The 26,239-nt window shown below is 69.4% G+C and carries 24 protein-coding genes; 16 read left to right on the plus strand and 8 right to left on the minus strand.

The window, feature by feature from the left end:
- Positions 1 to 116: 116 nt before the first annotated feature.
- The gene (locus tag AT701_RS11870) at positions 117 to 1,661 is read right to left on the minus strand and encodes a 1,4-alpha-glucan branching protein domain-containing protein (protein WP_058125874.1); all 1,545 of its coding nucleotides are present in this window, start codon (positions 1,659 to 1,661) and stop codon (positions 117 to 119) included.
- Positions 1,658 to 2,443 (minus strand): class I SAM-dependent methyltransferase, encoded by a 786-nt coding sequence (locus AT701_RS11875; RefSeq protein WP_003893717.1) that lies wholly within the window; start codon positions 2,441 to 2,443, stop codon positions 1,658 to 1,660. Before AT701_RS11875 ends, AT701_RS11870 begins: the two co-directional genes overlap by 4 nt.
- Positions 2,444 to 2,659: 216 nt before the next feature.
- Here AT701_RS11875 and AT701_RS11880 point away from each other — a divergent pair, with 216 nt between their 5' ends.
- From AT701_RS11880 to AT701_RS11920, 9 genes are all read left to right on the plus strand, one after another.
- Positions 2,660 to 3,451 carry an electron transfer flavoprotein subunit beta/FixA family protein gene (locus tag AT701_RS11880; RefSeq protein WP_011728286.1) on the plus strand — a complete coding sequence of 264 codons (792 nt, stop codon included), beginning with the start codon at positions 2,660 to 2,662 and terminating at the stop codon, positions 3,449 to 3,451.
- A gap of 67 nt (positions 3,452 to 3,518) precedes the next feature.
- Positions 3,519 to 4,475, plus strand: a complete 957-nt coding sequence (locus AT701_RS11885; RefSeq protein ID WP_014877364.1) for an electron transfer flavoprotein subunit alpha/FixB family protein — start codon at positions 3,519 to 3,521, stop codon at positions 4,473 to 4,475.
- 164 nt (positions 4,476 to 4,639) lie between these two features.
- Complete coding sequence (locus tag AT701_RS11890; RefSeq protein ID WP_058125875.1) at positions 4,640 to 5,383, plus strand: SDR family oxidoreductase; 744 nt, start codon at positions 4,640 to 4,642, stop codon at positions 5,381 to 5,383.
- Between the two features lies 1 nt (position 5,384).
- Positions 5,385 to 6,044 carry a nitroreductase gene (locus tag AT701_RS11895; protein ID WP_058125876.1) on the plus strand — a complete coding sequence of 220 codons (660 nt, stop codon included), beginning with the start codon at positions 5,385 to 5,387 and terminating at the stop codon, positions 6,042 to 6,044.
- A 137-nt stretch (positions 6,045 to 6,181) separates the two neighbouring features.
- Positions 6,182 to 7,015 carry a GNAT family N-acetyltransferase gene (locus tag AT701_RS11900; protein WP_058127608.1) on the plus strand — a complete coding sequence of 278 codons (834 nt, stop codon included), beginning with the start codon at positions 6,182 to 6,184 and terminating at the stop codon, positions 7,013 to 7,015.
- The gene (locus tag AT701_RS11905; protein WP_058125877.1) at positions 7,012 to 7,842 is read left to right on the plus strand and encodes a lysophospholipid acyltransferase family protein; all 831 of its coding nucleotides are present in this window, start codon (positions 7,012 to 7,014) and stop codon (positions 7,840 to 7,842) included. The genes AT701_RS11900 and AT701_RS11905 overlap by 4 nt, the downstream gene beginning before the upstream one ends.
- 47 nt (positions 7,843 to 7,889) lie before the next feature.
- A complete protein-coding gene (locus AT701_RS11910) occupies positions 7,890 to 9,098 on the plus strand; it encodes a cysteine desulfurase family protein (protein ID WP_003893724.1) in 1,209 nt (402 codons plus the stop codon).
- Entirely contained in the window at positions 9,095 to 10,165 is a 1,071-nt protein-coding gene (gene mnmA / locus AT701_RS11915) for a tRNA 2-thiouridine(34) synthase MnmA (RefSeq protein WP_058125878.1), read from the plus strand. Before AT701_RS11910 ends, mnmA begins: the two co-directional genes overlap by 4 nt.
- 25 nt (positions 10,166 to 10,190) lie before the next feature.
- Positions 10,191 to 11,201, plus strand: a complete 1,011-nt coding sequence (locus tag AT701_RS11920) for a uroporphyrinogen decarboxylase/cobalamine-independent methonine synthase family protein (RefSeq protein ID WP_058125879.1) — start codon at positions 10,191 to 10,193, stop codon at positions 11,199 to 11,201.
- A gap of 1 nt (position 11,202) precedes the next feature.
- On the opposite strand, the gene AT701_RS11925 is transcribed toward AT701_RS11920, so the two are convergent.
- Both AT701_RS11925 and AT701_RS11930 read right to left on the minus strand, forming a co-directional pair.
- Positions 11,203 to 12,777 carry a 4-coumarate--CoA ligase family protein gene (locus AT701_RS11925; RefSeq protein ID WP_058125880.1) on the minus strand — a complete coding sequence of 525 codons (1,575 nt, stop codon included), beginning with the start codon at positions 12,775 to 12,777 and terminating at the stop codon, positions 11,203 to 11,205.
- Positions 12,774 to 13,190 carry an MmcQ/YjbR family DNA-binding protein gene (locus tag AT701_RS11930; RefSeq protein WP_003893728.1) on the minus strand — a complete coding sequence of 139 codons (417 nt, stop codon included), beginning with the start codon at positions 13,188 to 13,190 and terminating at the stop codon, positions 12,774 to 12,776. The genes AT701_RS11925 and AT701_RS11930 overlap by 4 nt, the downstream gene beginning before the upstream one ends.
- An 84-nt stretch (positions 13,191 to 13,274) precedes the next feature.
- Between AT701_RS11930 and ligA the strand changes: the two genes are divergently transcribed.
- Positions 13,275 to 15,380 carry an NAD-dependent DNA ligase LigA gene (ligA, locus tag AT701_RS11935; RefSeq protein ID WP_058125881.1) on the plus strand — a complete coding sequence of 702 codons (2,106 nt, stop codon included), beginning with the start codon at positions 13,275 to 13,277 and terminating at the stop codon, positions 15,378 to 15,380.
- A gap of 70 nt (positions 15,381 to 15,450) precedes the next feature.
- On the opposite strand, the gene AT701_RS11940 is transcribed toward ligA, so the two are convergent.
- Entirely contained in the window at positions 15,451 to 16,119 is a 669-nt protein-coding gene (locus AT701_RS11940) for an ACT domain-containing protein (RefSeq protein WP_174519583.1), read from the minus strand.
- A gap of 91 nt (positions 16,120 to 16,210) precedes the next feature.
- Here AT701_RS11940 and gatC point away from each other — a divergent pair, with 91 nt between their 5' ends.
- The 4 genes from gatC to gatB all read left to right on the plus strand — a co-directional run bounded on the left by gatC (position 16,211) and on the right by gatB (position 20,639).
- Positions 16,211 to 16,510 carry an Asp-tRNA(Asn)/Glu-tRNA(Gln) amidotransferase subunit GatC gene (gatC, locus tag AT701_RS11945; protein WP_058125882.1) on the plus strand — a complete coding sequence of 100 codons (300 nt, stop codon included), beginning with the start codon at positions 16,211 to 16,213 and terminating at the stop codon, positions 16,508 to 16,510.
- The gene (gatA, locus tag AT701_RS11950; protein WP_003893733.1) at positions 16,507 to 17,991 is read left to right on the plus strand and encodes an Asp-tRNA(Asn)/Glu-tRNA(Gln) amidotransferase subunit GatA; all 1,485 of its coding nucleotides are present in this window, start codon (positions 16,507 to 16,509) and stop codon (positions 17,989 to 17,991) included. Before gatC ends, gatA begins: the two co-directional genes overlap by 4 nt.
- 43 nt (positions 17,992 to 18,034) lie before the next feature.
- The gene (locus AT701_RS11955; RefSeq protein WP_003893734.1) at positions 18,035 to 19,066 is read left to right on the plus strand and encodes an ATP-dependent 6-phosphofructokinase; all 1,032 of its coding nucleotides are present in this window, start codon (positions 18,035 to 18,037) and stop codon (positions 19,064 to 19,066) included.
- A gap of 61 nt (positions 19,067 to 19,127) precedes the next feature.
- Positions 19,128 to 20,639, plus strand: a complete 1,512-nt coding sequence (gene gatB / locus AT701_RS11960) for an Asp-tRNA(Asn)/Glu-tRNA(Gln) amidotransferase subunit GatB (protein ID WP_058125883.1) — start codon at positions 19,128 to 19,130, stop codon at positions 20,637 to 20,639.
- Positions 20,640 to 20,723: 84 nt separating this feature from the next.
- On the opposite strand, the gene AT701_RS11965 is transcribed toward gatB, so the two are convergent.
- Both AT701_RS11965 and AT701_RS11970 read right to left on the minus strand, forming a co-directional pair.
- Positions 20,724 to 21,395 carry a TetR/AcrR family transcriptional regulator gene (locus AT701_RS11965; protein WP_014877368.1) on the minus strand — a complete coding sequence of 224 codons (672 nt, stop codon included), beginning with the start codon at positions 21,393 to 21,395 and terminating at the stop codon, positions 20,724 to 20,726.
- Between the two features lie 84 nt (positions 21,396 to 21,479).
- Positions 21,480 to 22,601, minus strand: coding sequence for a PQQ-dependent sugar dehydrogenase (locus AT701_RS11970; protein ID WP_174519584.1), 1,122 nt, complete (start codon positions 22,599 to 22,601; stop codon positions 21,480 to 21,482).
- A 146-nt stretch (positions 22,602 to 22,747) separates the two neighbouring features.
- Here AT701_RS11970 and AT701_RS11975 point away from each other — a divergent pair, with 146 nt between their 5' ends.
- Positions 22,748 to 23,590, plus strand: a complete 843-nt coding sequence (locus tag AT701_RS11975) for a DoxX family protein (protein ID WP_058125884.1) — start codon at positions 22,748 to 22,750, stop codon at positions 23,588 to 23,590.
- Positions 23,591 to 23,620: 30 nt separating this feature from the next.
- Here the strand turns inward: AT701_RS11975 and AT701_RS11980 are convergent, their stop codons facing one another.
- The gene (locus AT701_RS11980; RefSeq protein WP_058125885.1) at positions 23,621 to 24,019 is read right to left on the minus strand and encodes a PH domain-containing protein; all 399 of its coding nucleotides are present in this window, start codon (positions 24,017 to 24,019) and stop codon (positions 23,621 to 23,623) included.
- A 313-nt stretch (positions 24,020 to 24,332) separates the two neighbouring features.
- Between AT701_RS11980 and AT701_RS11985 the strand changes: the two genes are divergently transcribed.
- Complete coding sequence (locus tag AT701_RS11985) at positions 24,333 to 26,189, plus strand: acetolactate synthase large subunit (RefSeq protein ID WP_058125886.1); 1,857 nt, start codon at positions 24,333 to 24,335, stop codon at positions 26,187 to 26,189.
- Positions 26,190 to 26,239 lie beyond the last annotated feature (50 nt).

Genomic DNA, 26,239 nt, shown 5'->3' on the forward strand with positions numbered 1-26,239 from the left:
TTCGTGACGGGGCGAGCGTGCGCAGAATGCTGCTGATCGACGGCGTGTCGCGGGGCAGCCACGCACGCTCGCGCAGTTGAGGAGGAGGGGAGCAGCAGCAGCAGTGGGGGTGGGGGTCATCGCGGGAGCCGCCTCGCGTCGAGTGCCCCGAAGAGGCCGTCGGCCTTGTTCCAGCCGTCGGCCAGACGCTCGGCCTGTTCGCGGCGCCCGGCGGCCAGCGCGTCGGAGATCTCCCGCGTGGCGTGTGCGTGCAGGTGGGCCCGGTAGCGCGCGTACTCGGCGGCCGAATCCTTGCTCACCATGAACGGCCAGTCGCTGGAGACCGTCAGCAAGGTCTCGCGCAGGATCTGATCGGCGACGCGGTCGCGCGTGACGGGTGAGCCCACCGTGGCGTGCTGGGTCAGGGCCTTGTCGACGGTGGCCAGCGCGTTGTCGACGACCTCGCTGTTGAGCTGCACCAGATCGGCCACCTTCTGCCCCGACCACACCTGCCAGTCCTTGCCGGAACCCCATGAGCTGGGCGGCAATTCGACGGGTGTGCCGACGAATCCGTCCGCGGCGGCATCCGCGAGCGTGCCGACGCGCACACCGGCCCGCGGCAGTGCCCGCAGCACGCGTTCGAGCCACACCGGGCCCTCGTGCCACCAGTGGCCGAACAGTTCGGTGTCGAACGCCGCGACCACGTGCGCCGGGCGGCCGATGCGTTGGCTCTCGTCGAGCAGACGCCTGCGCACGACCTCGACGAAGTCGGCGACATGGACGTCGACGGCACGGTCGGCGCGCTCGGGTTCGTAGGGCGCCTTCTGCTCCGACGGCACGTTGCGCCCTGTCACACGGGCGGGTTTGAGGCCCGTGGTGTGGTCGTAGGTGTGGAAGTCGCGGTACGCGCCGTGGCCGGGATATCCCGACTTGGGCGACCACACGCGGTAGGACACCTGCAGATCGCGGCCGAACGCGATGACGTCGGACTCACCGACCGGGCGCCCGAGCGCGGTGTCGCCGTGCAGTGACGGGCCGTCGACCATGAAGTGCCCGACACCCGCTGCGCCGTAACCGGTTTCCATGCCGGGGGCATAGGCACACTCCGGCGCCCAGATCCCGGTGGGGGTGTGGGCGAACCGGTGCTGCGCGTCGGCCAGGCCCTCGCGCAACGCGAACTCGCGCAGGCGGGGATTGAGCAGCGGCTGGAACGGGTGCGACAACGGGCCGCCGAGCAGTTCGATGGTCTCGGCATCGATCAGTTCGCGCAGCAGCGGGCTCGCGCCGTGGCGCCAGTGCGTGGTGAAATCCTCCATGGCCTCCGCGGCCAGCGACAGTTCGTGGGATCCGAACTCGCGCAGACCTTTACGGTCGCGCAGCGTGGTGGCCTCCAGCGCGCGCAGCTGCCAGTTGGCCAGCCAGTGGTGCATGCCGGTCAGGCAGTAGGGATCGTCGAGTTGCGCGGTGACCACCGGCGTCATGCCGAGGCTGATCAGATGGGAACGGCCCTCGGCGGCCAGCGTGCGCAGCACCCGCACCAGTGGCAGATACGCCGCGGCCCAGGACTGGTACAGCCATTCCTCGCCGACGGGCCAGCGGCCGTGGTGGGCCAGCCAGGGCAGGTGGGTGTGCAGGACGAGGGTGAAAAGTCCCGGTACCGGTTCTGCGCTCGCGTCCGTCATGGCCGCACTGCTATCGCCACGAGGTCCAGGCTGTCATCAATGTCGCGCTCGGCGGCCGGGGTGAGGTCGAAGTCGTCGGTACGCACGGCCGCGACATCGGCGAGCAGTTGCTCGTCCCACGGGGCGTCGGCCACCGCGCGCTGCACCTGCGCCTCGATGATCGATCCGCCGTGGCGCGCGTCGAGTTCGGCCAGTCCGGCGCCGTGGAACACGCCGAGGGTGTCCTCGACCTCGAAGCCTGCCGTTTCGAGCAGCTCGGTGAGTTCGGCGGCGTTGAGTTCGCGCGTGTGGAACGGGTTGAGCGGGGTGTCGCGACCGGGGGAGAACGTGATCCGGTTGGGCGTCGACACCAGGAACACCCCGCCGGGACGCAGCACGCGGAAGCATTCCGAGACGAATTGCGCCTGATCCCACAGGTGTTCGATCACCTGGAAGTTGACCACGACGTCGACCGAGGCGTCCGGCAGCGGCAACTCCGCGAGGTTGCCGTGACGGATGTCGACGCGCGGGTACCGGGCCCGCACATGGGCCACCGTCGCCTCGTCGTAGTCCAGGCCGATGACACGGCGGGCCACGTCGGCGATCAGGTCGGCGCCGTAACCCTCGCCGCAGCCGGCCTCCAGGACGTCGCGCCCGGCGCAGCGGTGGGCCAGTCGCTGGTAGACGACCTCGTGGCGGCGGAACCAGTAGTTCTCCTCCGCCAGGCCCGGGATGGTCCGCTCGCCGGTGAGGGGTAAAGCCGAAGGAAGGGCGTTATCCGGATCGCCCACGATTGCGCTCATTGGAAGGCAGGCTAACCCAGCCGGGGCGATGGTGGATCGTTCGCCGACAGTTACCGCAGGCGGCGGTGTGGTAGGGGAGGTCGCCAGTGAACTTCGACCGGCTATGGTGTTCGTGCGAACCGCCTCAAGTTACCGGCGGGTAACATGGTGTAGGTTGCTCAGAACGTGATATGGCAGGCCGGTCCCCGGCCTCATCGAGGAGGACGAACCAGAGTCATGACGAACATCGTGGTCCTGATCAAACAGGTCCCAGACACATGGTCCGAGCGCAAGCTCTCTGACGGCGATTTCACCCTCGACCGTGAGGCTGCGGACGCCGTGCTGGACGAGATCAACGAGCGTGCCGTCGAAGAGGCACTGCTCATCAAGGAGCGTGAGGGCGGCGACAGCACTGTCACCGTGCTGACCGCAGGCCCGGAGCGCGCCACCGAGGCGATCCGCAAGGCCCTGTCCATGGGTGCGGACAAGGCTGTGCACGTCAAGGACGACGGCCTGCACGGTTCCGACCTCATCCAGACGGCGTGGACGCTGGCCCGTGCGCTCGGCACCATCGAGGGCACCGAGCTGGTCATCGCAGGCAACGAGGCCACCGACGGCGTCGGCGGCGCGGTTCCCGCGGTCATCGCCGAGTACCTGGGCCTGCCCCAGCTCACCCACGTGCGCAAGCTGAACGTGGAGAACGGCAAGGTCACCGCCGAGCGGGAGACCGACGAGGGCGTGTTCACCCTCGAGGCGTCGCTGCCTGCCGTGGTCAGCGTCAACGAGAAGATCAACGAACCGCGATTCCCCTCCTTCAAGGGCATCATGGCCGCGAAGAAGAAGGAAGTCACCGTGCTCTCGCTCGCCGAGATCGGTGTCGAGCCTGACGAGGTCGGCGTCGCCAACGCGGGCTCCAAGGTGCTCGCGTCGACCCCCAAGCCGCCGAAGACGGCAGGCGAGAAGGTCACCGACGAAGGCGACGGCGGAACCAAGATCGCCGAGTACCTGGTTGCCCAGAAGCTCATCTAGAGCCACCCGGCAGCGCAATCCGCATCCCGATCGATTCCCCAAGACGCGAAAGACATAGCGAGAACCCATGGCTGAAGTACTTGTGCTCGTCGAGCACGCCGATGGTGCGCTGAAGAAAGTCAGCGCCGAACTTTTGACCGCCGCCCGTGCACTGGGTGAGCCCTCCGCCGTCGTGGTGGGCAAGCCCGGCACGGCCGCAGGTCTCACCGACGGCCTCAAGGCCGCCGGTGCCGCCAAGATCTACGTCGCCGAGTCCGACGACGTGGAGAACTACCTGCTCACCCCGTACGTCGACGTGCTGGCCGCACTCGCCGAGTCGGCCGCCCCGGCCGGTGTGATCATCGCCGCCAACGCCGACGGCAAGGAGATCGCGGGCCGGTTGGCCGCGCGTATCGGCTCCGGCCTGCTGGTCGACGTCATCGAGGTCAAGGAAGGCGGCGTGGGTGTGCACAGCATCTTCGGTGGTGCCTTCACCGTCGATGCGCAGGTCACCAGCGAGACCCCGGTCATCACGGTCCGTCCGGGCTCGGTCGAGGCCGTCCCGGCCGACGGTGCGGGCGAGGTCGTCAACGTGGAGGTCCCGGCGCAGGCCGAGAACGCCACCCGGATCACCAAGCGCGAGCCCGCCGTCGCCGGTGACCGTCCGGAGCTCACCGAGGCCTCGGTCGTGGTCGCCGGTGGCCGCGGTGTCGGCAGCGCCGAGAACTTCAAGATCGTCGAGGAACTCGCCGACTCGCTCGGCGGCGCCGTCGGCGCCTCGCGCGCCGCGGTCGACTCGGGCTACTACCCGGGCCAGTTCCAGGTCGGCCAGACCGGCAAGACCGTCTCCCCGCAGCTGTACATCGCGCTGGGCATCTCCGGCGCGATCCAGCACCGCGCCGGTATGCAGACCTCGAAGACGATCGTCGCGGTGAACAAGGACGAAGAGGCCCCGATCTTCGAGATCGCCGACCTCGGCATCGTGGGCGACCTGTTCAAGGTCAGCCCGCAGCTCACCGAGGCCGTCAAGGCTCGCAAGGGCTGATCACCTCATCACGCGGACCCCGGCGCACCTGGTGCGCCGGGGTTCTGTGTTTTTTGCCGGACCCCTTCGATTTCAAGGACCACGAACTTTCCGGGGTTCCCGCGCGGCCCGGCGGTGCCAGTGTGGACACAGGTCACAACACTGCCGAGGAGGTAGACGGAGCCATGAAGATCACAGTTTTCGGTGCCACGGGCCTGATCGGGTCGAAGGTCGTCGCAGCGCTCAACGAGGCGGGCCACGACGTCGTCGCCGCGTCCCGCGACACGGGTGCCGATGTCCTCACCGGTGAGGGGCTCGCCGACGCGCTCACAGGAGCCGAGGTGCTGGTCGACGTCGTCAACTCACCGTCGTTCGCCGACGACGACGTCATGAACTTCTTCACCACCTCGACCCGCAACCTGACCGAGGCGGCCACCAAGACCGGCACCGGCCACTACGTCGCGCTGTCCATCGTCGGATGTGACGCGCTGCCCGACAGCGGCTACATGCGCGCCAAGGTGGCCCAGGAGAAGGCGATCGCCGCCTCCGGCATCGACCACACGATCGTGCGCGCCACCCAGTTCCACGAGTTCGCCGAGTCCATCACGCAGACGCTGGTCGCCGGCGACGAGGTGCGGGTTCCCGACGGGCGCATCCAGCTGATCGCCTCCGATGAGGTGGCCGCCGAGGTGGCGCGCGCCGCGCAGGCCGCCGCCGTCAACGGCATCGTGAACATCGGTGGGCCGGAGAAGCTTTCATTCGCCGACATGGCCAAGGCCGTGCTGGCCAAGCACGGCGACGACAAACCCGTCGTGGTGGACGCTCAGGCCACCTACTTCGGCACCGCGGTCGACGACGACAGCCTGGTCACGGGCGACGACGGCAAGCTCGCGACCATTCGCTTCGCCGACTGGCTCGCGGGGCGCTGACATGGAACTCGCCGAGGCGGTCCGAGCCCGGCGGTCCACCCGGAAGTTCCTGCCGGACAAGCCCGTGCCGCACGAGCTGATCGAGGAGGCGCTCACGCTGGCGATGCGGGCGCCGTCGAACTCGAACGTGCAGCCGTGGCGGGTCTACTTCGCCAGTGGTGAACGCCGCGAACGCCTGGTCGCGGCGCTCACCGCCGAGGTGCGGGCCCGGCGGCCCACGTCGCTTGGCCTGCCCGACGCATTCCAGCATCTGCGCTCCCAGCTGGGCGCACTGGTGTACGGGTCGATGGGGATCGCCCGTGCCGACACCGAGGCGCGGTGGGCCGCGCAGCTGCGCAACTGGGAGTTCTTCGGCGCACCGTTGGCCGGTGTGGTGTGCATGCACCGCGACCTCGGCCTGGTCGACAGCGTCGGGGTGGGCATGTTCCTGCAGACGTTCCTGCAGACGTTCCTGCTGGCGCTCACCGAGCGGGGCATCGGCAGTTGCGTGCAGGTGTCGGTCGCGATGTGCGCCGATGTGCTGCGGGCCGAACTCGACATCCCCGACGAGCTGACGGTGCTGTGCGGAATGTCGATCGGCTACCCCGATCCGGCCTTCCCGGCGAACCATCTGGACATCCCGCGCAACCCCGTCGAGCAAAACGTCACGTTCTACAGCTGACGCGCCGAAGTGACGAATTTCACACTGCACGTGGGGTGAGTGGAGACGCCCGCCGAGTCGTCACCAACCGCTCACGGACACGTCACGTACGCGATGCCGTCCCGAGAACCGGCTGAGCGAGCGTGCTTGTCATGAGCATGAGAGCGGCATCTGTCCTCATCGCGGCCGACGAGGCCACCACACGTCCCGACCGCGGGGCAAAGCGCTACACGCTTCTGCTGACCACCGACCCCGACCTCATCGACGCCGCGCAGCGGTTGCGTCACGACGTGTTCACGTCCGAGCCGGGCTACGCGTTGGCCGGGTCCGCCGACGGCCGAGACGCGGACCACTTCGACGAATACTGCGACCACCTCCTGGTTCGCGACGAGCGCAGCGGCGAACTTGTGGGCTGCTACCGCATGCTGCCGCCGCCGGGCGCGATCGCCGCGGGCGGGCTGTACACGGCGACCGAATTCGACGTCACCGCACTGGATGTCCTGCGCCCCTCGCTGGTGGAGATGGGCCGCGCCGTGGTGCGGCAGGACCACCGCAACGGCGCGGTGGTGCTGCTGATGTGGGCGGGCATCCTCGCCTACCTCGACTACGCGGGCTACGACCACGTGACGGGTTGCGTCTCGGTGCCGGTGGCCGGTGCGGCTGGCGAGGCACCTGGCGCCCAGATCCGCGGCGTCCGCGACTTCGTGCGGCGCCGCCATGCCGCGCCGTACACCGTCCACCCGTACCGGCCCGTGGTGCTCGACGGCAGGACCCTCGATGACATCGCCCCGCCGGAGCGCGTCACCGTGCCCGCGCTGATGCGCGGCTACCTGCGCCTCGGCGCCCAGGTGTGCGGCGAGCCCGCCCACGATCCGGTGTTCGGCGTCGGCGACTTTCCCGCGCTGCTCGACAAGCGGCGGGCCGACGTCCGTTACCTGCGACGCCTGCGCTCGGCCTCCGCTGCCGCCCACATGACGGGCGGGGCGGCATGACCACGCGCGAGCACCCCTGGCTGCCCAAGGCGTCGTGCGACGCCGGCTGCGTGCACAGCGTCGAGCAGGGACGGCGCGTGATCGTCTGGCTGCGCACCGCGGCGCGCCTGTCGGCGGCCCTGGTGCTGCTGCCCGGCATGCCGCTGCTCGCGGTTCCGCTGCCGGGCCGCTCACACGTGCAGCGCATCTACTGCCGGCTGCTGCTGCGTTGCCTTGGAGTGCGGATTCGCTTGTCAGGCGGGCCGATTCGCAATCTGCAGGGCGTCCTGGTGGTCAGCGGACACGTGTCGTGGCTCGACATCTTCGCCATCGGCTCGGTGTTGCCGGGCTCGTTCGTGGCCCGCGCCGACCTCGTCGAATGGACCGCGCTGGGGCGAGTGGCCCGTCTCATGAAGGTCATCCCCATCGACCGCGCGAGCCTGCGCAGGCTGCCCGCGGTGGTCGCCACGGTGGCCGACCGTCTGCGCGCCGGGCGCACCGTGGTGGCCTTCCCGGAGGGCACCACGTGGTGCGGGCTCGCACACGGGCCGTTCCGTCCCGCGATGTTCCAGGCGGCCGTCGACGCGGCCCGCCCGGTGCAGCCGCTGCGGCTGACCTACCGGCACCGCGACGGCCGCCCGTCGACCACGCCCGCGTTCGTCGGGCAGGACACGCTGCTGCGGTCGGTGTGCCGCGTCGTCACCGCACGTCGCACGGTGTGCCACGTGCACGCCGGCGCGCTGCAACTGCCCGGTGACGACCGGCGCGCGCTCGCGGCGCGCTGCGAGGCCGAGGTGCGCGGCGAGCACGAGCGGCGCGATGCGCGCACGCACGCCATCGCGGCCTGACCGGCCGATCCGTCAGGCCCGCGAACTGCGGCTATCCTGGTGTGGTTATGACCTCCACTGCGGGCAGGCAGGTCTACCTTGATCACGCCGCCACCACACCGATGCATCCAGCCGCCATCGAGGCGATGACGGCTGTGCTGGCCGGCGTCGGAAACGCCTCGTCACTGCACGGTTCGGGACGCGCGGCCCGCCGCCGCATGGAAGAGGCCCGTGAGGCCCTCGCCCGGCTGCTGGGCGCGCGACCGTCCGAGATCATCTTCACCACGGGCGGTACCGAGAGCGACAACCTCGCCGTCAAGGGCATCTACTGGGCCCGTCACGACGCCGATCCGGCGCGCAGGCGCATCATCACCACCGCCGTCGAACACCACGCGGTGCTCGACGCGGTCGAGTGGCTCGTCGCGCACGAGGGCGCCGAGGTCACCTGGCTGCCCGTGGACCGCGACGGTGCGGTGAGCCCGGCCGCGCTACGGGAGGCCCTGCAGGCGGGGGCCGACGACGTCGCGCTCGTGAGCGTCATGTGGGCCAACAACGAGGTCGGAACGATCATGCCGATCGCCGAGCTCGCGGCCGTCGCCGCGGAGTTCGGGGTGCCGATGCACAGCGACGCCGTGCAGGCCGTCGGGCAGATCCCGGTAAATTTCGGGGCCAGTGGACTGGCCGCGATGAGCGTCACGGCGCACAAGTTCGGCGGGCCGACCGGTGTCGGCGCGCTGCTGCTGCGCCGCGACACAGCGTGCGTGCCGTTGCTGCACGGCGGCGGTCAGGAACGCGATGTGCGTTCCGGCACACCGGATGTGGCCGGTGTGGTGGCCATGGCGACCGCGGCAGGTGTGGCGATCGAGAACCTGGCCGACAACAGCGCCCGGGTGCGTGCGCTGCGTGACCGGCTGATCGACGGCGTGCTGTCGGCCATCGAGGACGCGCAGCTCAACGGAGCCCGCGGCGACGCCAGGCTGCCCGGCAACGCCCACTTCACCTTCCACGGCTGCGAAGGGGATTCGCTGCTGATGCTGCTCGATGCCAAGGGTGTCGAATGCTCGACGGGCTCGGCGTGCACCGCCGGTGTGGCGCAGGCGTCGCACGTGCTGATCGCCATGGGTGCCGATGCCGTCAAGGCGCGGGGCTCGTTGCGACTGTCGCTGGGACACACCAGCACCGAGGCCGACGTGGACACCGCGCTCGAAGTCCTGCCCGCCGCGGTCGAGCGGGCCAGGCAGGCCGCGCTCGCGAGTGCGGGGACGGTGAGCCGATGAGGGTTCTGGTCGCGATGAGCGGCGGTGTCGATTCGTCGGTGGCCGCGGCGCGCATGGTCGACGCCGGACACGACGTGGTCGGGGTGCACCTCGCGCTGTCCAGCGCGCCGGGCACGCTGCGCACCGGATCCCGCGGATGCTGCTCGAAGGAAGACGCCTCCGACGCCCGCCGCGTGGCCGACATCCTCGGAATCCCGTTCTACGTATGGGATTTCGCCGACCGGTTCAAGGACGACGTGATCGACGACTTCGTCGAGTCCTACGCGCGCGGTGAGACCCCGAACCCGTGCGTGCGGTGCAACGAGCGCATCAAGTTCTCGGCGCTGGCCGCCAGGGCGCTGGCGCTGGGCTTCGACGCCGTGGCCACCGGGCACTACGCCCGGCTGTCCGACGGGCGGTTGCGCCGTGCCGTCGACGCCGACAAGGACCAGTCCTACGTGCTGGGCGTGCTGACCGCCGAACAGTTGCGTCACGCGCTGTTCCCCATCGGTGACACCCCCAAGCCGCAGATCCGCGCCGAGGCCGCCGAGCGCGGCCTGGCCGTCGCCGAAAAGCCCGACAGCCACGACATCTGCTTCATCCCGACCGGCGACACCAAGGCCTTCCTCGGCGCGCATATCGGTGTGCGTCCCGGTGCGGTGGTCGACGGCAGCGGGACCGTGCTCGCCGAGCACGACGGTGTGCACGGGTTCACGATCGGTCAGCGCAAGGGCCTCGGCATCGCCGGACCTGGCGCCGACGGGCGCCCGCGCTACGTCACCGCGATCGACGCCGAGACCGGCACGGTGCGCGTCGGGCCTGCCGAGGACCTCGAGGTGTGGGAACTGACCGGTGAACGGCCGGTGTTCACCAGCGGCGTCGAACCCGGCGGCCCCATCGAGTGCCAGGTGCAGGTGCGCGCGCACGGCGGCATCACCGACACCGTGGCCGAGTTGCGCGACGGCAAGCTCGAACTGAGCCTGCGGGCACCACTGCGCGGCGTGGCACCGGGACAGACCATGGTGCTCTACCGGCCCGACCCCGACGGTGACGAGGTCATCGCGAGCGCGACCATCACGCGTCGATGAGCGTCCGTCGAATATCGTTCACGCCGTGAGTATTTTCGCGACCGCGACCGGTGTCGGATCCTGGCCGGGGACCACGGCGCGGCAGGCCGCCGAGATCGTCGTCGGTGAACTGCACACGCTGTCGCATCTGGTGGAGCTGCCTGCCCGCGGCATCGGCGCCGATCTGATCGGCCGCGCCGGGGCGCTTCTGGTCGACATCGGTATCGACACCGTGCCGCGCGGGTACCGGATCGCACCGGGGCGCAGTTCGGCGCTGCGCCGCGCGGTGAGCCTGCTCGGCGAGGATCTCGACGCGCTCGAAGAGGCGTGGGAGAAGGCCGGTCTGCGCGGCAGCGGCCGCCCGGTCAAGCTGCAGGCGCCCGGTCCCGTCACGCTGGCCGCGCACCTCGAACTGCCCGGGGGACACCGGGCCATCACCGATCCCGGTGCGCTTCGGGACCTCGGGGCGTCGCTGGCCGAGGGCGTCGCGGCACACCGCGCCGAGGTGGCCCGGCGCCTGGAGACGACCGTGGTGGTGCAGTTCGACGAACCGTCGCTGCCCGCGGCGCTGCAGGGCCGCCTGTCCGGCGTGACGAGCCTGACCCCGGTGCACCCCGTCGACGAACCGCTGGCCATGAGCCTGCTCGACGCGTGCGTGGCGCAGGCCGACACCGAGGTCGCCGTGCACAGTTGCGCGGCCGACCTGCCGTGGAAGGCGTTGCTGCGCAGCGACATCCACGCGATCTCCGTCGACGTGTCGACGCTCACCGCAGCGGATCTCGACGGCGTGGGGGAGTTCGTCGACGCCGGTCGCACCGTGTTGCTCGGCGTCGTGCCGACGTCCGCACCCGACCGCAGACCGGCGGTCGAAGAGATCGCGAAATCCGTTGTCGCCGTGACCGATCGGCTCGGCTTCGCACGCGAGGTGCTGCGTGAGCGGATCGGCGTGACGCCCGCGTGCGGGCTGGCAGGCGCCACACCCGAGTGGGCCCGCACCGCGATCGAACTGGCGCAGAAGGCCGCCGACGGTTTCGCGCAGGACCCCGAAGGGATCTGATCTAGCGAGTCCGCAGTTCCTTGCGCAGGATCTTGCCCGCCGCCGATTTCGGCACGGCCTCGATGAACTCGACCTGGCGCACCTTCTTGTACGGCGCGACCTGACCGGCCACGAACGCCATGACCTCGTCGGCGCCGAGATCGATGCCGGGCTGCCGGACCACGAACGCCTTGGGCACCTCTTCGCCCGATTCCGGATCCTGCACACCGATCACCGCGGCGTCGGCGATGCCCGGATGCGTCAGCAGCAGGGCCTCCAGTTCGGCCGGCGGCACCTGATACCCCTTGTACTTGATGAGTTCCTTGAGCCGGTCGACGATGTAGACGCAACCCGTGGCGTCCACCCGCGCCAGATCACCGGTGTGCAGGAAGCCGTCGTCGTCGATGGTCTCGCGCGTCGCGCGCTCGTTGTTGAGATACCCGGCCATGACATTGGGGCCCTTGAACCACAACTCGCCGGTCTCGCTCAAACCCTCTGCGGGAACTTCGATCTCGGCACCGGTCTCCGGGTCGACGATCTTGCTCTCGGAGTTGGGCACGGTCCAGCCACACGAATCGAGCGGTGCCACTGTCCCGACGGTCGAGAGCCCGCCGTCTTTCGGGGTAACGTGGCTGACCGGGCTCAGCTCGCTCATGCCGTACCCCTGCACCACCCGGCAGTCGAGCCGTCGTGCGACGGCCAGGCCGAGCTCGGCGTCCAGCGACGCCGCACCGGACATGATGCCCTCCAGCGCCGACAGGTCGTACGAATCGACCATGGGGTGCTTGGCCAGCGCGACGGCGACCGGGGGAGCGATGTAGGCGTAGGTGCACCTGCGCTCGGCGATGTTGCCGAGGAACTCCGCGAGATCGAACGACGGCATCACCACCAGTTGGGCGCGCGCGTGCAGCGCGGCGTTGAGCAGCACCGTCATTCCGTAGATGTGGAAGAACGGGAGCACCGCGAGCAGCCGGTCGTCCCGGCGCATCCCTTGCAGCGGCCGGATCTGCGCGACGTTGGCGACCAGGTTCCTGTGGGTGAGCATGACGCCCTTGGGATTTGCCGTCGTGCCCGAGCTGTAGGGCAGCACCGCCAGATGGGTGGCGGGGTCGAAGGTCACCTGAGGTGCGGCATGGCCGGTGGGCAGGCCCTCACCGTCGAGCAGCACGACGGCATCATCGGTCAGCCCCACCGCGGCCGCGGCCTCACGGGCCTGTGGCGCAAGGGCATTCACGGTGAGCAGTAGCTTGGCCTTCGAATCCGTGAGCTGCTTGGCGATGTCGCGCGCGGTGAACAGCGCGTTGACGGTGGTGGCGGTGGCACCCGCGCGCAGGATTCCGTGGAAGGCCACCGCGAACGCCGAACTGTTGGGCGACAGCAGCGCCACCACGTCGCCGACGCCGATCCCGCGGGCCGCCAGCGCGCCCGCGAACTCCTCGATGCGCCCGATCAGTTCGCCGTAGGTGGTCTCTGCGCCGGTCCGGCTGTCGACGAGCGCCACCCGGCCCGCGTCCGCGTCGTCGAGACCGGCGAACAGAAAGTCGTGGACGCTGACCGGCGGGATCGTGACGTCGGGGAACGGGCTGGCGAAACTCATGTGACGGCTCCCGGCTGTTGGTCGAGTTGTTTGACGAGCTTTTTCGACGCCACCATCCGGTAGGAGGCATCGAGGAGTTCGGTGACCTCTTCCCAGTCGACCTCGGCCGCGGTGAGATCGAGGCCCAGCCACCCGAACGGGCCCATGTAGGCCGGGAAGAAGAAGCGGCTGTCCTGTTCGAGCGCTTTGCGGTCGCTCTCGTCGACCTTGACCAGAACCGAGTGCGGGTACGGGATCATCTCGCCGCGTGCCTCGCCCTTCACGTTGCCGCCGTACATGGCGAACATCTTCGGCGCGCAGAACACCGGCCTGCCCCACGACACCTTCTCGAACGCGCCGGGAAACCCCAGCGCGATGGCGCGTACCTCGGCCAGACCCGGATCGTCGTCGCTGAACATGATGGGGTGGGGCATGACGCCAGGTTAATCACCCGAAAAATTGCCGACGACCTGCAAGGGGTGCTGATGGGTGTCGGTGCGCTCGGCTAGCCTGCCAGAGTGAGCGAGAAGGCAACCGGAGAAGTCGAAGCGGAACTGCCCGAACAGCCTGACGCCGACGAGCGGCGGCGCTGGCAGGAACTTGCCGACGAGGTGCGCGAACACCAGTTCCGGTACTACGTCAAGGACGCGCCGATCATCTCGGACGCGGAGTTCGACAAGCTGCTGCGCGAACTGCAGGCGCTCGAGGACGCTCACCCTGAGTTGCGGACGCCCGATTCACCCACCCAGTTGGTGGGCGGCGCCGGGTTCGCCACCGAGTTCGCGCCCGCCGAGCATCTGGAACGGATGCTGTCGCTGGACAACGTGTTCGATTCCGACGAGCTGACCGCGTGGGCCGCCCGCATCAGCAGCGAGACCGGCGACGCGGCGCATTTCCTGTGCGAGCTCAAGATCGACGGTGTCGCGCTGTCTCTGGTGTACCGCGACGGCAGGCTCGAGCGGGGCGCCACGCGCGGCGACGGGCGCACCGGCGAGGACGTCACGCTCAACGCGCGCACCATCGACGACATCCCCGAGCGGTTGACGCCCTCCGACGAGTTCCCGGTGCCCGCCGTGCTCGAAGTGCGCGGCGAGGTCTTCTTCCGTGTCGCCGACTTCGAGGAGCTCAACGCGGGTCTGGTGGCCGAGGGCAAGCCGCCGTTCGCCAATCCCCGCAACAGCGCGGCCGGTTCGCTGCGCCAGAAGAACCCCGCGGTCACCGCGCGCCGCAAGCTGCGGATGATCTGTCACGGCATCGGATACACCGAGGGCTTCACCCCGGCGTCGCTGCACGACGCCTACCGCGCACTCGGGGCGTGGGGCCTACCGGTGTCCGAGCACACCACCAAGGTGTCCACCGTCGCCGAGGTCGCCGAACGCATCGCCTACTGGGGCGAGCACCGCCACGAGGTCGAGCACGAAATCGACGGTGTGGTGGTCAAGGTCGACGAGGTCGCGTTGCAACGCCGCCTCGGGGCGACCTCGCGCGCGCCGCGCTGGGCCGTGGCCTACAAGTACCCGCCCGAGGAGGCCACCACCAAGCTGCTCGACATCCGGGTCAACGTCGGCCGCACCGGCAGGGTCACGCCGTTCGCCTACATGGAACCGGTCAAGGTGGCCGGGTCCACCGTGGGCCTGGCGACCCTGCACAACGCCTCGGAGGTCAAACGCAAGGGCGTGCTGATCGGCGACACCGTGGTGATCCGCAAGGCCGGCGACGTCATCCCCGAGGTGCTGGGGCCTGTCGTCGACCTGCGCGACGGCACCGAGCGGGAGTTCGAGTTCCCGACGCATTGCCCCGAGTGCGGAACCGAGTTGGCCCCGGCGAAGGAGGGCGACGCCGACATCCGCTGCCCCAACTCGCGCAGCTGCCCGGCGCAGCTGCGGGAGCGGCTGTTCCACCTCGCCGGTCGCGGTGCCTTCGACATCGAGGGGCTGGGCTACGAGGCGGCCACGGCTCTTCTTGCCGCACAGGTGATTCCGGATGAGGGGGACCTGTTCACCCTCACCGCCGATGACCTGCTGCGCACCGAACTGTTCACCACCAAGAAGGGTGAGCTCTCGGCCAACGGCAAGCGTCTGCTGGCCAACCTCACCAAGGCCAAGGAGCAGCCGCTGTGGCGGGTGCTCGTCGCGCTGTCCATCCGGCATGTCGGGCCCACCGCGGCGCGCGCACTGGCCACCGAGTTCGGCAGCCTGGAGGCCATCGAGGCGGCGTCGGAAGAGGAGCTGGCCGCCGTCGAGGGCGTCGGCCCCACCATCGCCGCGGCCGTCAAGGACTGGTTCACCGTCGACTGGCACCGTGCGATCGTCGACAAGTGGCGCGCGGCCGGGGTGCGCATGGCCGACGAACGCGACGCCAGCATCGAGCGCACGCTAGAAGGACTCTCGATCGTGGTGACCGGATCGCTGGCCGGCTTCAGCCGCGACCAGGCCAAGGAGGCGATCATCGCGCGCGGCGGCAAGGCCGCGGGTTCGGTGTCGAAGAAGACCGCCTACGTGGTGGCCGGCGACGCGCCAGGGTCCAAGTACGACAAGGCGGTCGAACTCGGCGTGCCGGTCCTCGACGAGGACGGGTTCCGTCGGTTGCTCGAACAGGGGCCGCCGGTCGAGCCGGCCGAGTAGACGGGATCTCGGCGGTGTGGGACGCAGAGTTGTTGCGCCCCAATAAATGCCCCAACGAATGTGGTGGGGCTCAGCGCAGGATCGTCGCGACGATCCCGGCGAGGTAGCCCAGCCGGGCGACCTCCGAGGGCCGGAACTTCGGGCCACCGGGCCTGCCGAGGACCACTGCGGTGCTGTGGTCGCCGAGCGGCGCCGCGGCCAGCGTCGTGGCCATGTCGCGCCACACCTGCGGAACCCAGTCCGCCGTCTCGTCGAGGGCCTCGGCGTGCTGCAGTGGCAGCCACGGTGCCGTCGCGGCCTGCGTCTCGGGTGCGCCGTGGCTCGCGGCGAGGCGTTCGGCACTGTCACCGGCCGACCGGACCACCGTGCACCAGCCGACGCGCAGCACGCGGGGCGCCTCGGAGGCGAGCACCTGCAACTTGTCCGCCTTGGTGGGCGCGGCCGCGATGTGATCGATCAGCTCGAGCTCGCGGTGCGCCTCCAGCAGGCCGGTGTGCGGCCGGATGCTGTCGACGAACACGCCGTTGAGGTTCTCCGCGGCCGTGATCAGGGTGTCGGGCATGGACCCGGCGGGCAGTTCGACGACCAGATCGTCGATCGCGTAGCCCGGTCCACGCTCGACGACGTCGAGCGAGAGGATGTCTGCGCCGACCGAGCCGAGGGCCACCGCGAGCGAGCCGAGGCTGCCCGGTCGGTCCTCGAGTTGGACGCGCAGCAGATACGAAGGCACGGCCAACACCTTTTCACAGCGTGCTCACGTGAGCATGTCCGGTCGCTCGGCTCCCGCCCTGTGGTCTCGGCTCCCACTCTCTTGACTAGGCTGCTTAGTCGTGTCACAGATCTCCCGAGACGAGGTCGCCCACCTGGCCCGACTGGCCCGGCTGGCGCTGACCGAAGACGAGCTGGACGGTTTCGCCGGCCAATTGGACGCGATCCTCGGCCATGTCAGCCAGATCCAGTCCGTGGATGTCACCGGTGTCGAGCCGACCGACAACCCCCTCAAGGACGTCAACGTGACCCGGCCCGACGCGGTGCAGCCGTGCCTGACCCAGGACGAAGCGCTGGCAGCCGCACCGAAGGCGGCCGACGGCCGGTTCGCGGTGCCGAGGATTCTGGGGGAGCCCGAATGAGCACCGAACTGATCCGCAGCGACGCCGCGACGCTGGGCGCCAAGATCGCGGCCAAGGAGGTGTCCTCGACCGAGGTCACCCAGGCCCACCTCGACCAGATCGCCGCGACCGACGATCGCTTCCACGCGTTCCTGCACGTCGCTGCCGATTCCGCACTCGCCGAGGCGGCCCGTGTCGACGCCGCGGTCGCGGCAGGCGAGCAGCTGCCGTCGCCGCTGGCGGGCGTGCCGCTCGCGCTCAAGGACGTGTTCACCACGACCGACATGCCCACGACGTGCGGGTCGAAGATCCTCGAAGGCTGGCAGTCCCCGTACGACGCGACCGTGACGGTCAAGCTGCGTGCCGCGGGCATCCCGATCCTCGGCAAGACCAACATGGACGAGTTCGCCATGGGCAGCTCGACCGAGAACTCGGCGTACGGCCCGACGCGCAACCCGTGGAACACCGAGCGCGTGCCTGGCGGCTCCGGCGGCGGCAGCGCCGCCGCGCTCGCGGCCTACCAGGCGCCGCTGGCCATCGGCTCCGACACCGGCGGTTCGATCCGCCAGCCGGCCGCGCTGACCGCCACGGTCGGCGTCAAGCCCACGTACGGCACGGTGTCGCGGTACGGGCTCATCGCGTGTGCTTCGTCACTGGACCAGGGCGGCCCGTGCGCGCGCACGGTGCTCGACACCGCGCTGCTGCACGCCGTGATCGCAGGCCACGACGCGCGCGACTCGACGTCGGTCAAGGCCGACGTGCCCGATGTGGTCGCCGCCGCCAGGGCCGGCGCGACGGGCGACCTCAAGGGTGTGCGTGTGGGTGTGGTCAAGCAGCTGCGCGGGGACGGCTACCAGCCGGGCGTGCTGCAGTCGTTCAACGCCGCCGTCGAGCAGCTGACCGCGCTGGGCGCCGAGGTCACCGAGGTGGACTGCCCGCACTTCGACCACGCGATGGCGGCCTATTACCTGATCCTGCCCTCGGAGGTGTCGAGCAACCTCGCGCGTTTCGACGCGATGCGGTTCGGCCTGCGCGTCGGCGACGACGGCACCCACAGCGCCGAAGAGGTCATGGCGCTCACACGTGCCGCCGGATTCGGCCCAGAAGTCAAGCGCCGCATCATGATCGGCACATACGCGCTTTCGGCGGGCTACTACGACGCCTACTACAACCAGGCCCAGAAGGTCCGGACGCTGATCGCGCGCGACCTGGACCGCGCGTACGAGAACGTCGACGTGCTGGTGTCGCCCGCGACGCCGACCACCGCATTCGGGCTGGGGGAGAAGGTCGACGACCCGCTGGCGATGTACCTGTTCGACCTGTGCACGCTGCCGCTGAACCTGGCCGGGCACTGCGGCATGTCGGTCCCGTCGGGCCTGTCGCCCGACGACGGTCTGCCCGTCGGCCTGCAGATCATGGCCCCCGCGCTCGCCGACGACCGGCTCTACCGCGTCGGCGCGGCCTACGAGGCTGCGCGCGGTCCGCTGCCATCTGCGCTCTGACGGGGGAAGATGAAGCTACGCGAGTAGCAGGAGGGCAAAGGGCATGCGGATCGGAGTTCTCACCGGTGGCGGTGACTGTCCAGGCCTGAACGCGGTGATCCGGGCGGTCGTGCGCACGTGCGACCAGCGCTACGGCTCGTCGGTGGTCGGGTTCCTCGACGGTTGGCGCGGCCTGCTGGAGGACCGCCGGATCCAGCTCGCCAACGACGACCGCAACGACCGGCTGCTGGCCAAGGGCGGCACGATCCTCGGCACGGCACGCGTCAACCCCGAGAAGCTGCGCAACGGCCTCGACCAGATCAAGCAGACGCTGGAAGACAACGGCATCGACGTGCTGATCCCGATCGGCGGCGAAGGCACGCTGACCGCGGCGCACTGGCTGTCCGAGGAGAACGTGCCGGTGGTCGGCGTGCCCAAGACCATCGACAACGACATCGACTGCACCGACGTGACGTTCGGCCACGACACCGCGCTGACCGTGGCGACCGAGGCCATCGACCGGTTGCACAGCACCGCCGAATCGCATCAGCGCGTCATGCTGGTCGAGGTCATGGGCCGCCACGCCGGCTGGATCGCGCTCAACGCGGGTATCGCCTCGGGTGCGCACATGACGCTCATCCCCGAGCAGCCGTTCGACGTCGAAGAGGTGTGCCGGCTGGTCAAACAGCGCTTCGTGCGCGGGGACTCGCACTTCATCTGTGTGGTCGCCGAGGGCGCCAAGCCTGCCGAGGGTTCCATGCGGCTGCGCGAGGGCGGTATCGACGAATTCGGCCACGAGCGGTTCACCGGCGTCGCGCAGCAACTCGCGCTCGAGGTGGAGAAGCGCATCAACAAGGAGGTGCGCGTCACGGTGCTCGGGCACGTGCAGCGCGGCGGCACCCCGACGGCCTACGACCGCGTGCTGGCGACGCGTTTCGGCGTCAACGCCGCCGACGCCGCGCACGCGGGCGAGTACGGGATGATGGTGTCGCTGCGCGGCCAGGAGATCGGCCGCGTGCCGCTGGCCGACGCGGTGCGCCAGCTCAAGCTGGTGCCGCAGTCCCGTTACGACGACGCCGCGGAATTCTTCGGCTGAGGGTTCTCCTCTGCCTTCGGGCGCTCGCGGCAGGGGCGAGGGCTCAAACTAAAATCGCCTCATGACCGCTGCCACCACCGCTGAACTCGTTGACTTCGACGACGTCGTCGCGCGCTACGAACCCGTCATGGGCATGGAGGTGCACGTCGAGCTGTCGACAGCCACCAAGATGTTCTGCGGGTGCGCCAACCGGTTCGGCGCCGAGCCCAACACGCTCGTCTGCCCGGTATGCCTCGGCCTGCCGGGCGCGCTGCCGGTGCTCAACGAGGCCGCGGTGGAGTCGGCCATCCGCATCGGGCTCGCGCTGAACTGCGAGATCACGCCGTGGGGCCGGTTCGCGCGGAAGAACTACTTCTACCCGGACCAGCCGAAGAACTACCAGATCTCGCAGTACGACGAGCCCATCGCGGTCGACGGCTACCTCGACGTCCCGCTGGAGGACGGCACCACATGGCGCGTGGAGATCGAACGCGCCCATATGGAGGAGGACACCGGCAAGCTGACCCACCTGGGCAGCGACACGGGCCGCATCGCCGGCGCGACGACATCGCTCGCGGACTACAACCGTGCGGGGGTGCCGCTCATCGAGATCGTCACCAAGCCCATCGAGGGCGCGGGCGCCCGCGCGCCGGAGATCGCGCGCGCCTACGTCACGGCGCTGCGGCAGCTCATGCGCGCCCTGGACGTCTCGGACGTCCGCATGGACCAGGGCTCGATGCGGTGTGATTCGAACGTGTCGCTCAAACCCAAGGGCGCCAAGGAGTTCGGCACCCGCACCGAGACCAAGAACGTGAACTCGCTGCGCAGTGTCGAGGTTGCCGTGCGATACGAGATGCGCCGTCAGGCAGCGGTTCTCGATGCGGGCGGCACTGTCACACAGGAGACACGGCACTTCCATGAGGACGGCTACACCTCGCCGGGACGCAGCAAGGAGACCGCGCAGGACTACCGCTACTTCCCCGAGCCCGATCTGGAACCCGTCGCGCCGAGCCCCGAACTCGTCGAGCGTCTGCGCACGACCATCCCGGAGCTGCCGTGGCTCGCGCGCAAGCGGATCCAGGACGACTGGGGCGTCTCCGACGAGGTGATGCGCGACCTGGTCAACGCCGGGGCGGTCGAACTGGTCGCGGCCACCGTCGACCACGGTGTCTCCAGTGAGGCGGCCCGCGCATGGTGGGGCAACTTCCTGGTGCAGAAGGCCAACGAGGCAGGCGTCGAACTCGACGAGCTGCCCATCAGCCCGGCCCAGGTGGCGGCCGTGGTGAAGCTCGTCGACGAGGGCAAGCTGTCCAACAAGCTCGCCCGCCAGGTCGTCGAGGGCGTGCTCGCCAGTGAGGGCGAGCCCGAACAGGTGATGACCGACCGCGGACTCGCGCTGGTGCGCGACGATTCGGTGATCCAGGCCGCAGTGGACGAGGCGCTGGCCGCCAACCCCGACATCGTCGAGAAGATCCGCGGCGGCAAGGTCCAGGCCGCGGGCGCGATCGTGGGTGCGGTCATGAAGGCCACCAAGGGTTCGGCGGACGCCGCGCGGGTGCGCGAACTGGTGCTGGCGGCCTGCGGTCAGAGCTGATTTCGGCCGCCCGCGGCCGGAGCTGATTTCGGCCGCCCGCGGCCGGAGCTGATTTCGGCCGCCCGCGGCCGGCGCTGACGGGCGTCAGGTCGGAACCGGGAACTGGCCGGCGAACATCTTCATCGTCGTCGCCGCGTACTGCTCGAGCCGCTCGCGCGTGTAGGTCTCGGGATCGTGCACGGCGAGCCGGCCAAGCATCTCGGCGAACGACAGCATCGTGTGGCCGATCAGTTCGGGGTCCAGGTTGGTCAGCCGGGGATCCAGTTCGATGCCTGCGCGCGCGAAAGACTCGGCCAGCGCGACGATCTGCGAACGCGCGTGGCGTACCGCGGCCCGGTACTCGCGCGGAGCGCTGTCGGGGACGGTCAGAATGAGACGCCACCGGGTCGGGTTCTCCAGGACAGACTGGAGAAACGCTGACACGGTGGCGGTGTAGGCCTCGGTGGGACCGGCGACGATGAGATCGTTGGGCAGCGCCGCACGAACCTGGTCGAGTCCCCGTTTGTGCTCGCGGGTGAGCAGTGCGGTGACCAGTTCCGCGCGCGTGCGGTACGCGGTGTAGAGGACCGGTTTGCCCACGCCCGCGGCCTCGGCGACGGCCTCCATGCTCAGTTCGTGCAATGGGCAGTCGGCCAGCACGGTGAGTGCCGCGTCGAGCAGTTGCTGGCGCCTTTGCTCTCGCGGCAGCCGCGGTGCGTATCGTCGGCGCTGGCGTTCAGGCACTCGGACAATGGTACGTGATGTGGGTCCGGTCACATATCCGGCCGCTGGCGCGCACGTACGGCCCCGATTCGCCGCTGACGCACAGATATCGAGCGTGACTGCGAAAAGGGTTGTGGCTCAGGTCTTGTCGGCATCGCCGCGCGGGAATCCGCCGCCCTGCGGGAACAACGGGAACACCACGTCGTCGAGCTTCTCGGCGTCGCCGGCGGTCTTGTTGACCGTCGCGCCCCACACGTTGCCGTCGGGGGACAGCTGCAGTGCCCACACGTGACCACGCGTGTTGTCCCGCACCACCTCGGGTTCGCCCGTCACCGCACCGGTGTCGGGTGCCATGTGCACGGCGACGGTCTTCTTGGTGTCGACGAGGTTCACCAGCACCGTGCCGTCGAGCGCGGCACAGCCCGCCACCCCAGGACGGTCGGGCCAGGTCCACACCGTCGAGATCTTGGAGTCCTTGGTCATCCGCTGCAGGCGGTCGGCCGTCGGCGTGCGGTCGGTGACGTACAACGACCCGTCGGACGGGTCGATGCACATGCCGCCACCGGCGCCCATGCCCGACATCGCGGTGGTGATGGGCGCCTGGTTGACCGTGGTGGGCTGCTCGATGCGCAGCACCTTGCCCGCCGGCGAGTTCGGATCGGCCGCCATGGCAGGGTCACCCGCGTCGCCGGTCTGCACCAACAACGTCGTGGGACTCGTGAAGATCAGCGAGCCCATGTTCCCGGTGGCGCCCTTGGGGATGCCGGTGAGGATCGGCTTGGGCACGTCGCCGTCGGCGATACGCACGACGCGGTTGTCGGTGGGCGTGCTGATGTAGGCGTACATCAACCGGTCCTGGATGTACGTCGGGGACTTCACGATGTCCATCAGGCCGCCGTCACCTGACGGATCGACGGGGATCACGGTCTTGATCTTCGGCTCGGCACGCGTGGCGACCTCTTTGATCGCACCCGTCAACCGCTCGCCCACCAGCGCGGACTGGCTGTCGGCGCCCATGATCAGGCCACTGGTGCTGTCGAGGCAGCCCTGCATGACACCCGGCGCGGGGCATTCCTTGGGGAACGGAACCGCCGGCAGCGGCGGGGGCGGCGGCGGAGTCGTGGTGGGGCCGGGCCGCAGCTCGGGTTCGGTGGTGAACGGCTCCGACTGTGCCGCATCGAACCGGGCGCACCCCGTGCCGACCAGCATCGCGGCACACAAGACGGCGGCCACCTGTCTCATCCGCCGGAGCGATTTCATGCTCGCCAGATTACGGATCGTCGCGCGGTGTCCGCCACGCCGGCTGCCGGGCAGGGCGCTCGTGACGCGGAATCTCGCTCCAATACCAGGCGGAAGCGCCGTGGTAAATACCAGGATCCCGAGGAAGTTGCACTTACCCTGGCAGCGTGACCAGTTCCTCGCAGGACCCGTGGCAAAGACCCGATAATCCGGGGACCGGCGATTCCGCCAGGCCCGCCGGGGCAAGTCTGGTCGATCCTGAAGACGATCTGCCCTCGGCCTCGTACGGTGGCGACTTCGAGACCACCGCCATCCCGCGCTACGACTCCAAGGCGCCCGACCAGTCGGCGTTCAGCATGGTCAGTGAGCCCGAGCCGCTGCCGTACGTGCAGCCCGGACTGCATGCGCCGATGGGCGCGTACCCGGCCGAGCCGGTCGAGATCGACCGCAACGACGTCGTCGACGACCAGGTCAGAGCCGCCGGGAGACGAGGCACCCAGGACCTCGGCCTGCTGATCCTGCGCGTGGCCGTCGGTGGGCTGCTCATCCTGCACGGCCTGCAGAAGGCTTTCGGCTGGTGGGGCGGACCGGGTTTCGACGGGTTCGGCACGTCGCTCGACGACATGGGTTTCAAGTACTCCGGCATCCTCACCTACGTCGCCACGGGCGGCCAGATCGCGGCAGGCGTGCTGCTGGTGCTGGGACTGTTCACGCCGATCGCCGCGGCAGGCGCGCTGGCCTACGGCATCAACGGCCTGCTGGCCGAGGCGATGATCGCCCACGAGCAGGCCAGGCTCTCGGAGTTCTTCCACGACGGCCACCAGTACCGGCTGGTGATCCTCGCCGCGACCGCGGCCGTCATCCTGACCGGACCGGGGCGTTACGGCTTCGACGCCGGACGCGGCTGGGCCAGGCGCCCGTTCGTCGGTTCGTTCGTGGCGCTTCTGATCGGGATCGGCGCGGGCATCGGCATCTGGGCGCTGCTCAACGGCGGCAACCCGCTGGGCTGATTCGCCTTTCCGGACCGTTACGCGTGATCGTCACGCGTATGGGTTCGGAACCCGTCCTCCGCTGACCTCCGCGAGCAGCGGCAGCGTGGCGAACGTCACGGCGGGCAGGCGCAGATCCTCGCCGGTGGTGCGCTGCGCGACGGCCCAGCGGCCGCGCTCGAACCGCAGGCCCTCGATCTCACTCCACGGCACGGTCTGGCTGCCCAGCAGCGACCGCGCCGTCACGGTGTTGTGGTCGGCTTTGGTTTGGAACCGAATGACGGCCAGCGACAAGCCGATCGGGATGAGCAGCAGCACCCCGAACAACGGCGGATTGGTCAGGATCACGGTCAGCAGGCCCAGCGTGACCACCGCAACCGCCAGGTGCGCCATGGGCGATATCCGGATGACGACGGGGTCGGTGGCTGAACGTGCACTCACGGTGTCCATCCTTGCACTGGCCCGGTACAGCGCAGAAAACGCTCCCAATACCTTGCTCACGGGCCGATCGCAATTTGACCTTTGACCTGTGTGGCAGCTACCGTCAACGCTTATGCAGACCCCGGGAGTGCTCGTAGTAATTGGTTGGCGCGTTGATGCCGCGCTGGCCCTCTGCCGGGCATAGCACACCAGCATCGACGCGCCACCCTCGTACAGCAGCCTGCTGACGGGGGTTTTTTGTTGCCCACAGGCGCGTCGGCGTCACCACCACAACCGAGATTCCGCCACAGAGGAAACGTAAGAGGGACGGGAAGAGAACACCGTGAGCGCACCCACCACGCGACCACCACACACGGCCGCAGCCCCCGCGAACGGCGCACCTGCGCCGACGTCAGATCAGCCGCAGCCCAAGCGCGTTGCGCCTGAGCAGCTCACCGGCGCCCAGGCCGTCGTCCGGTCGCTGGAGGAGATCGGCGTCGACACCATCTTCGGTATCCCCGGCGGTGCGGTGCTCCCGGTCTACGATCCGCTGTTCGACTCGAAGAAGCTGCGCCACGTGCTGGTGCGCCACGAGCAGGGTGCCGGCCACGCCGCGAGTGGCTACGCGCACGCGACCGGGAAGGTCGGCGTGATGATGGCGACCTCCGGCCCTGGCGCCACCAACCTGATCACGCCGCTGGCCGACGCCCAGATGGATTCAATCCCGGTCGTCGCGATCACCGGTCAGGTCGGCCGCTCGCTGATCGGCACCGATGCGTTCCAGGAAGCCGACATCACCGGCATGACGATGCCGATCACCAAGCACAACTTCCTGGTGCGCAACGGCGACGACATCCCGCGCGTCATCGCCGAGGCGTTCCACATCGCGCGGTCGGGACGTCCCGGCGCGGTGCTCGTGGACATCCCCAAGGACATCCTGCAGGGGCAGTGCACGTTCAGCTGGCCGCCGAAGATCGACCTGCCGGGCTACAAGCCCACCACCAAGCCGCACAACCGCCAGATCCGCGAGGCCGCCAAGCTCATCGCGCAGGCCCGCAAGCCCGTGCTGTACGTCGGCGGCGGCGTGATCCGCGGCGAGGCCACGGCCGAGCTGCTGGAGCTGGCCGAGCTGACCGGCATCCCGGTCGTGACGACGCTGATGGCGCGTGGCGCGTTCCCCGACAGCCACCGCCAGAACATGGGCATGCCCGGTATGCACGGCACGGTCGCCGCGGTTGCCGCGCTGCAGCGCAGCGATCTGCTGATCGCGCTGGGCACGCGGTTCGACGATCGCGTCACCGGCAAGCTCGACTCGTTCGCGCCGGAGGCCAAGGTGATCCACGCCGACATCGACCCGGCCGAGATCGGCAAGAACCGCCACGCCGACGTGCCGATCGTCGGTGACGTCAAGGCCGTCATCGCCGAGCTGGTGCAGTCGCTGCGCAAGACCGGCACCACGGCCGAGGCGTTGCAGCTCGACAGCTGGTGGGAGTACCTGTCGGGCATCCGTTCGACCTACCCGCTGAGCTACGGCCCGCAGAGCGACGGCAGCCTGTCGCCGGAGTTCGTCATCGAGAAGCTGGGCCAGATCGCCGGTCCCGACGCGGTTTACGTCGCCGGTGTGGGCCAGCACCAGATGTGGGCCGCGCAGTTCATCAAGTACGAGAACCCGAAGACATGGCTGAACTCGGGCGGTCTCGGCACGATGGGCTTCGCCGTGCCCGCGGCGATGGGCGCCAAGTTCGCCCGGCCCGAGGCCGAGGTGTGGGCCATCGACGGTGACGGCTGCTTCCAGATGACCAACCAGGAACTGGCGACCTGTGCGCTGGAGGGTGCGCCGATCAAGGTGGCGTTGATCAACAACGGCAACCTGGGCATGGTGCGCCAGTGGCAGACCCTGTTCTACGACGAGCGCTACAGCCAGACGAACCTGTCCACGCACTCGCGGCGGATCCCGGACTTCGTCAAGCTGGCCGAGGCGCTGGGCTGCGTCGGCCTGCGGTGCGAACGAGCCGAGGACGTCGAGGACGTCATCAACCAGGCCCGCGCCATCAACGATCGTCCGGTGGTCATCGATTTCATCGTGGGCGCCGACGCCCAGGTGTGGCCGATGGTCGCGGCAGGTACCGGCAACGACGAGATCATGGCGGCCCGCGACATCAGGCCGCTGTTCGATGACAACGAAGAGGGGCACGCCTGATGAGCGCTTGCGCGAAGAAGAGAGAATCCTGATGAGCGCTTGCGCGAAGA

Origin of the sequence: Mycolicibacterium smegmatis, from assembly GCF_001457595.1 — a bacterium.
Classification (GTDB): Bacteria; Actinomycetota; Actinomycetes; order Mycobacteriales; family Mycobacteriaceae; genus Mycobacterium; species Mycobacterium smegmatis.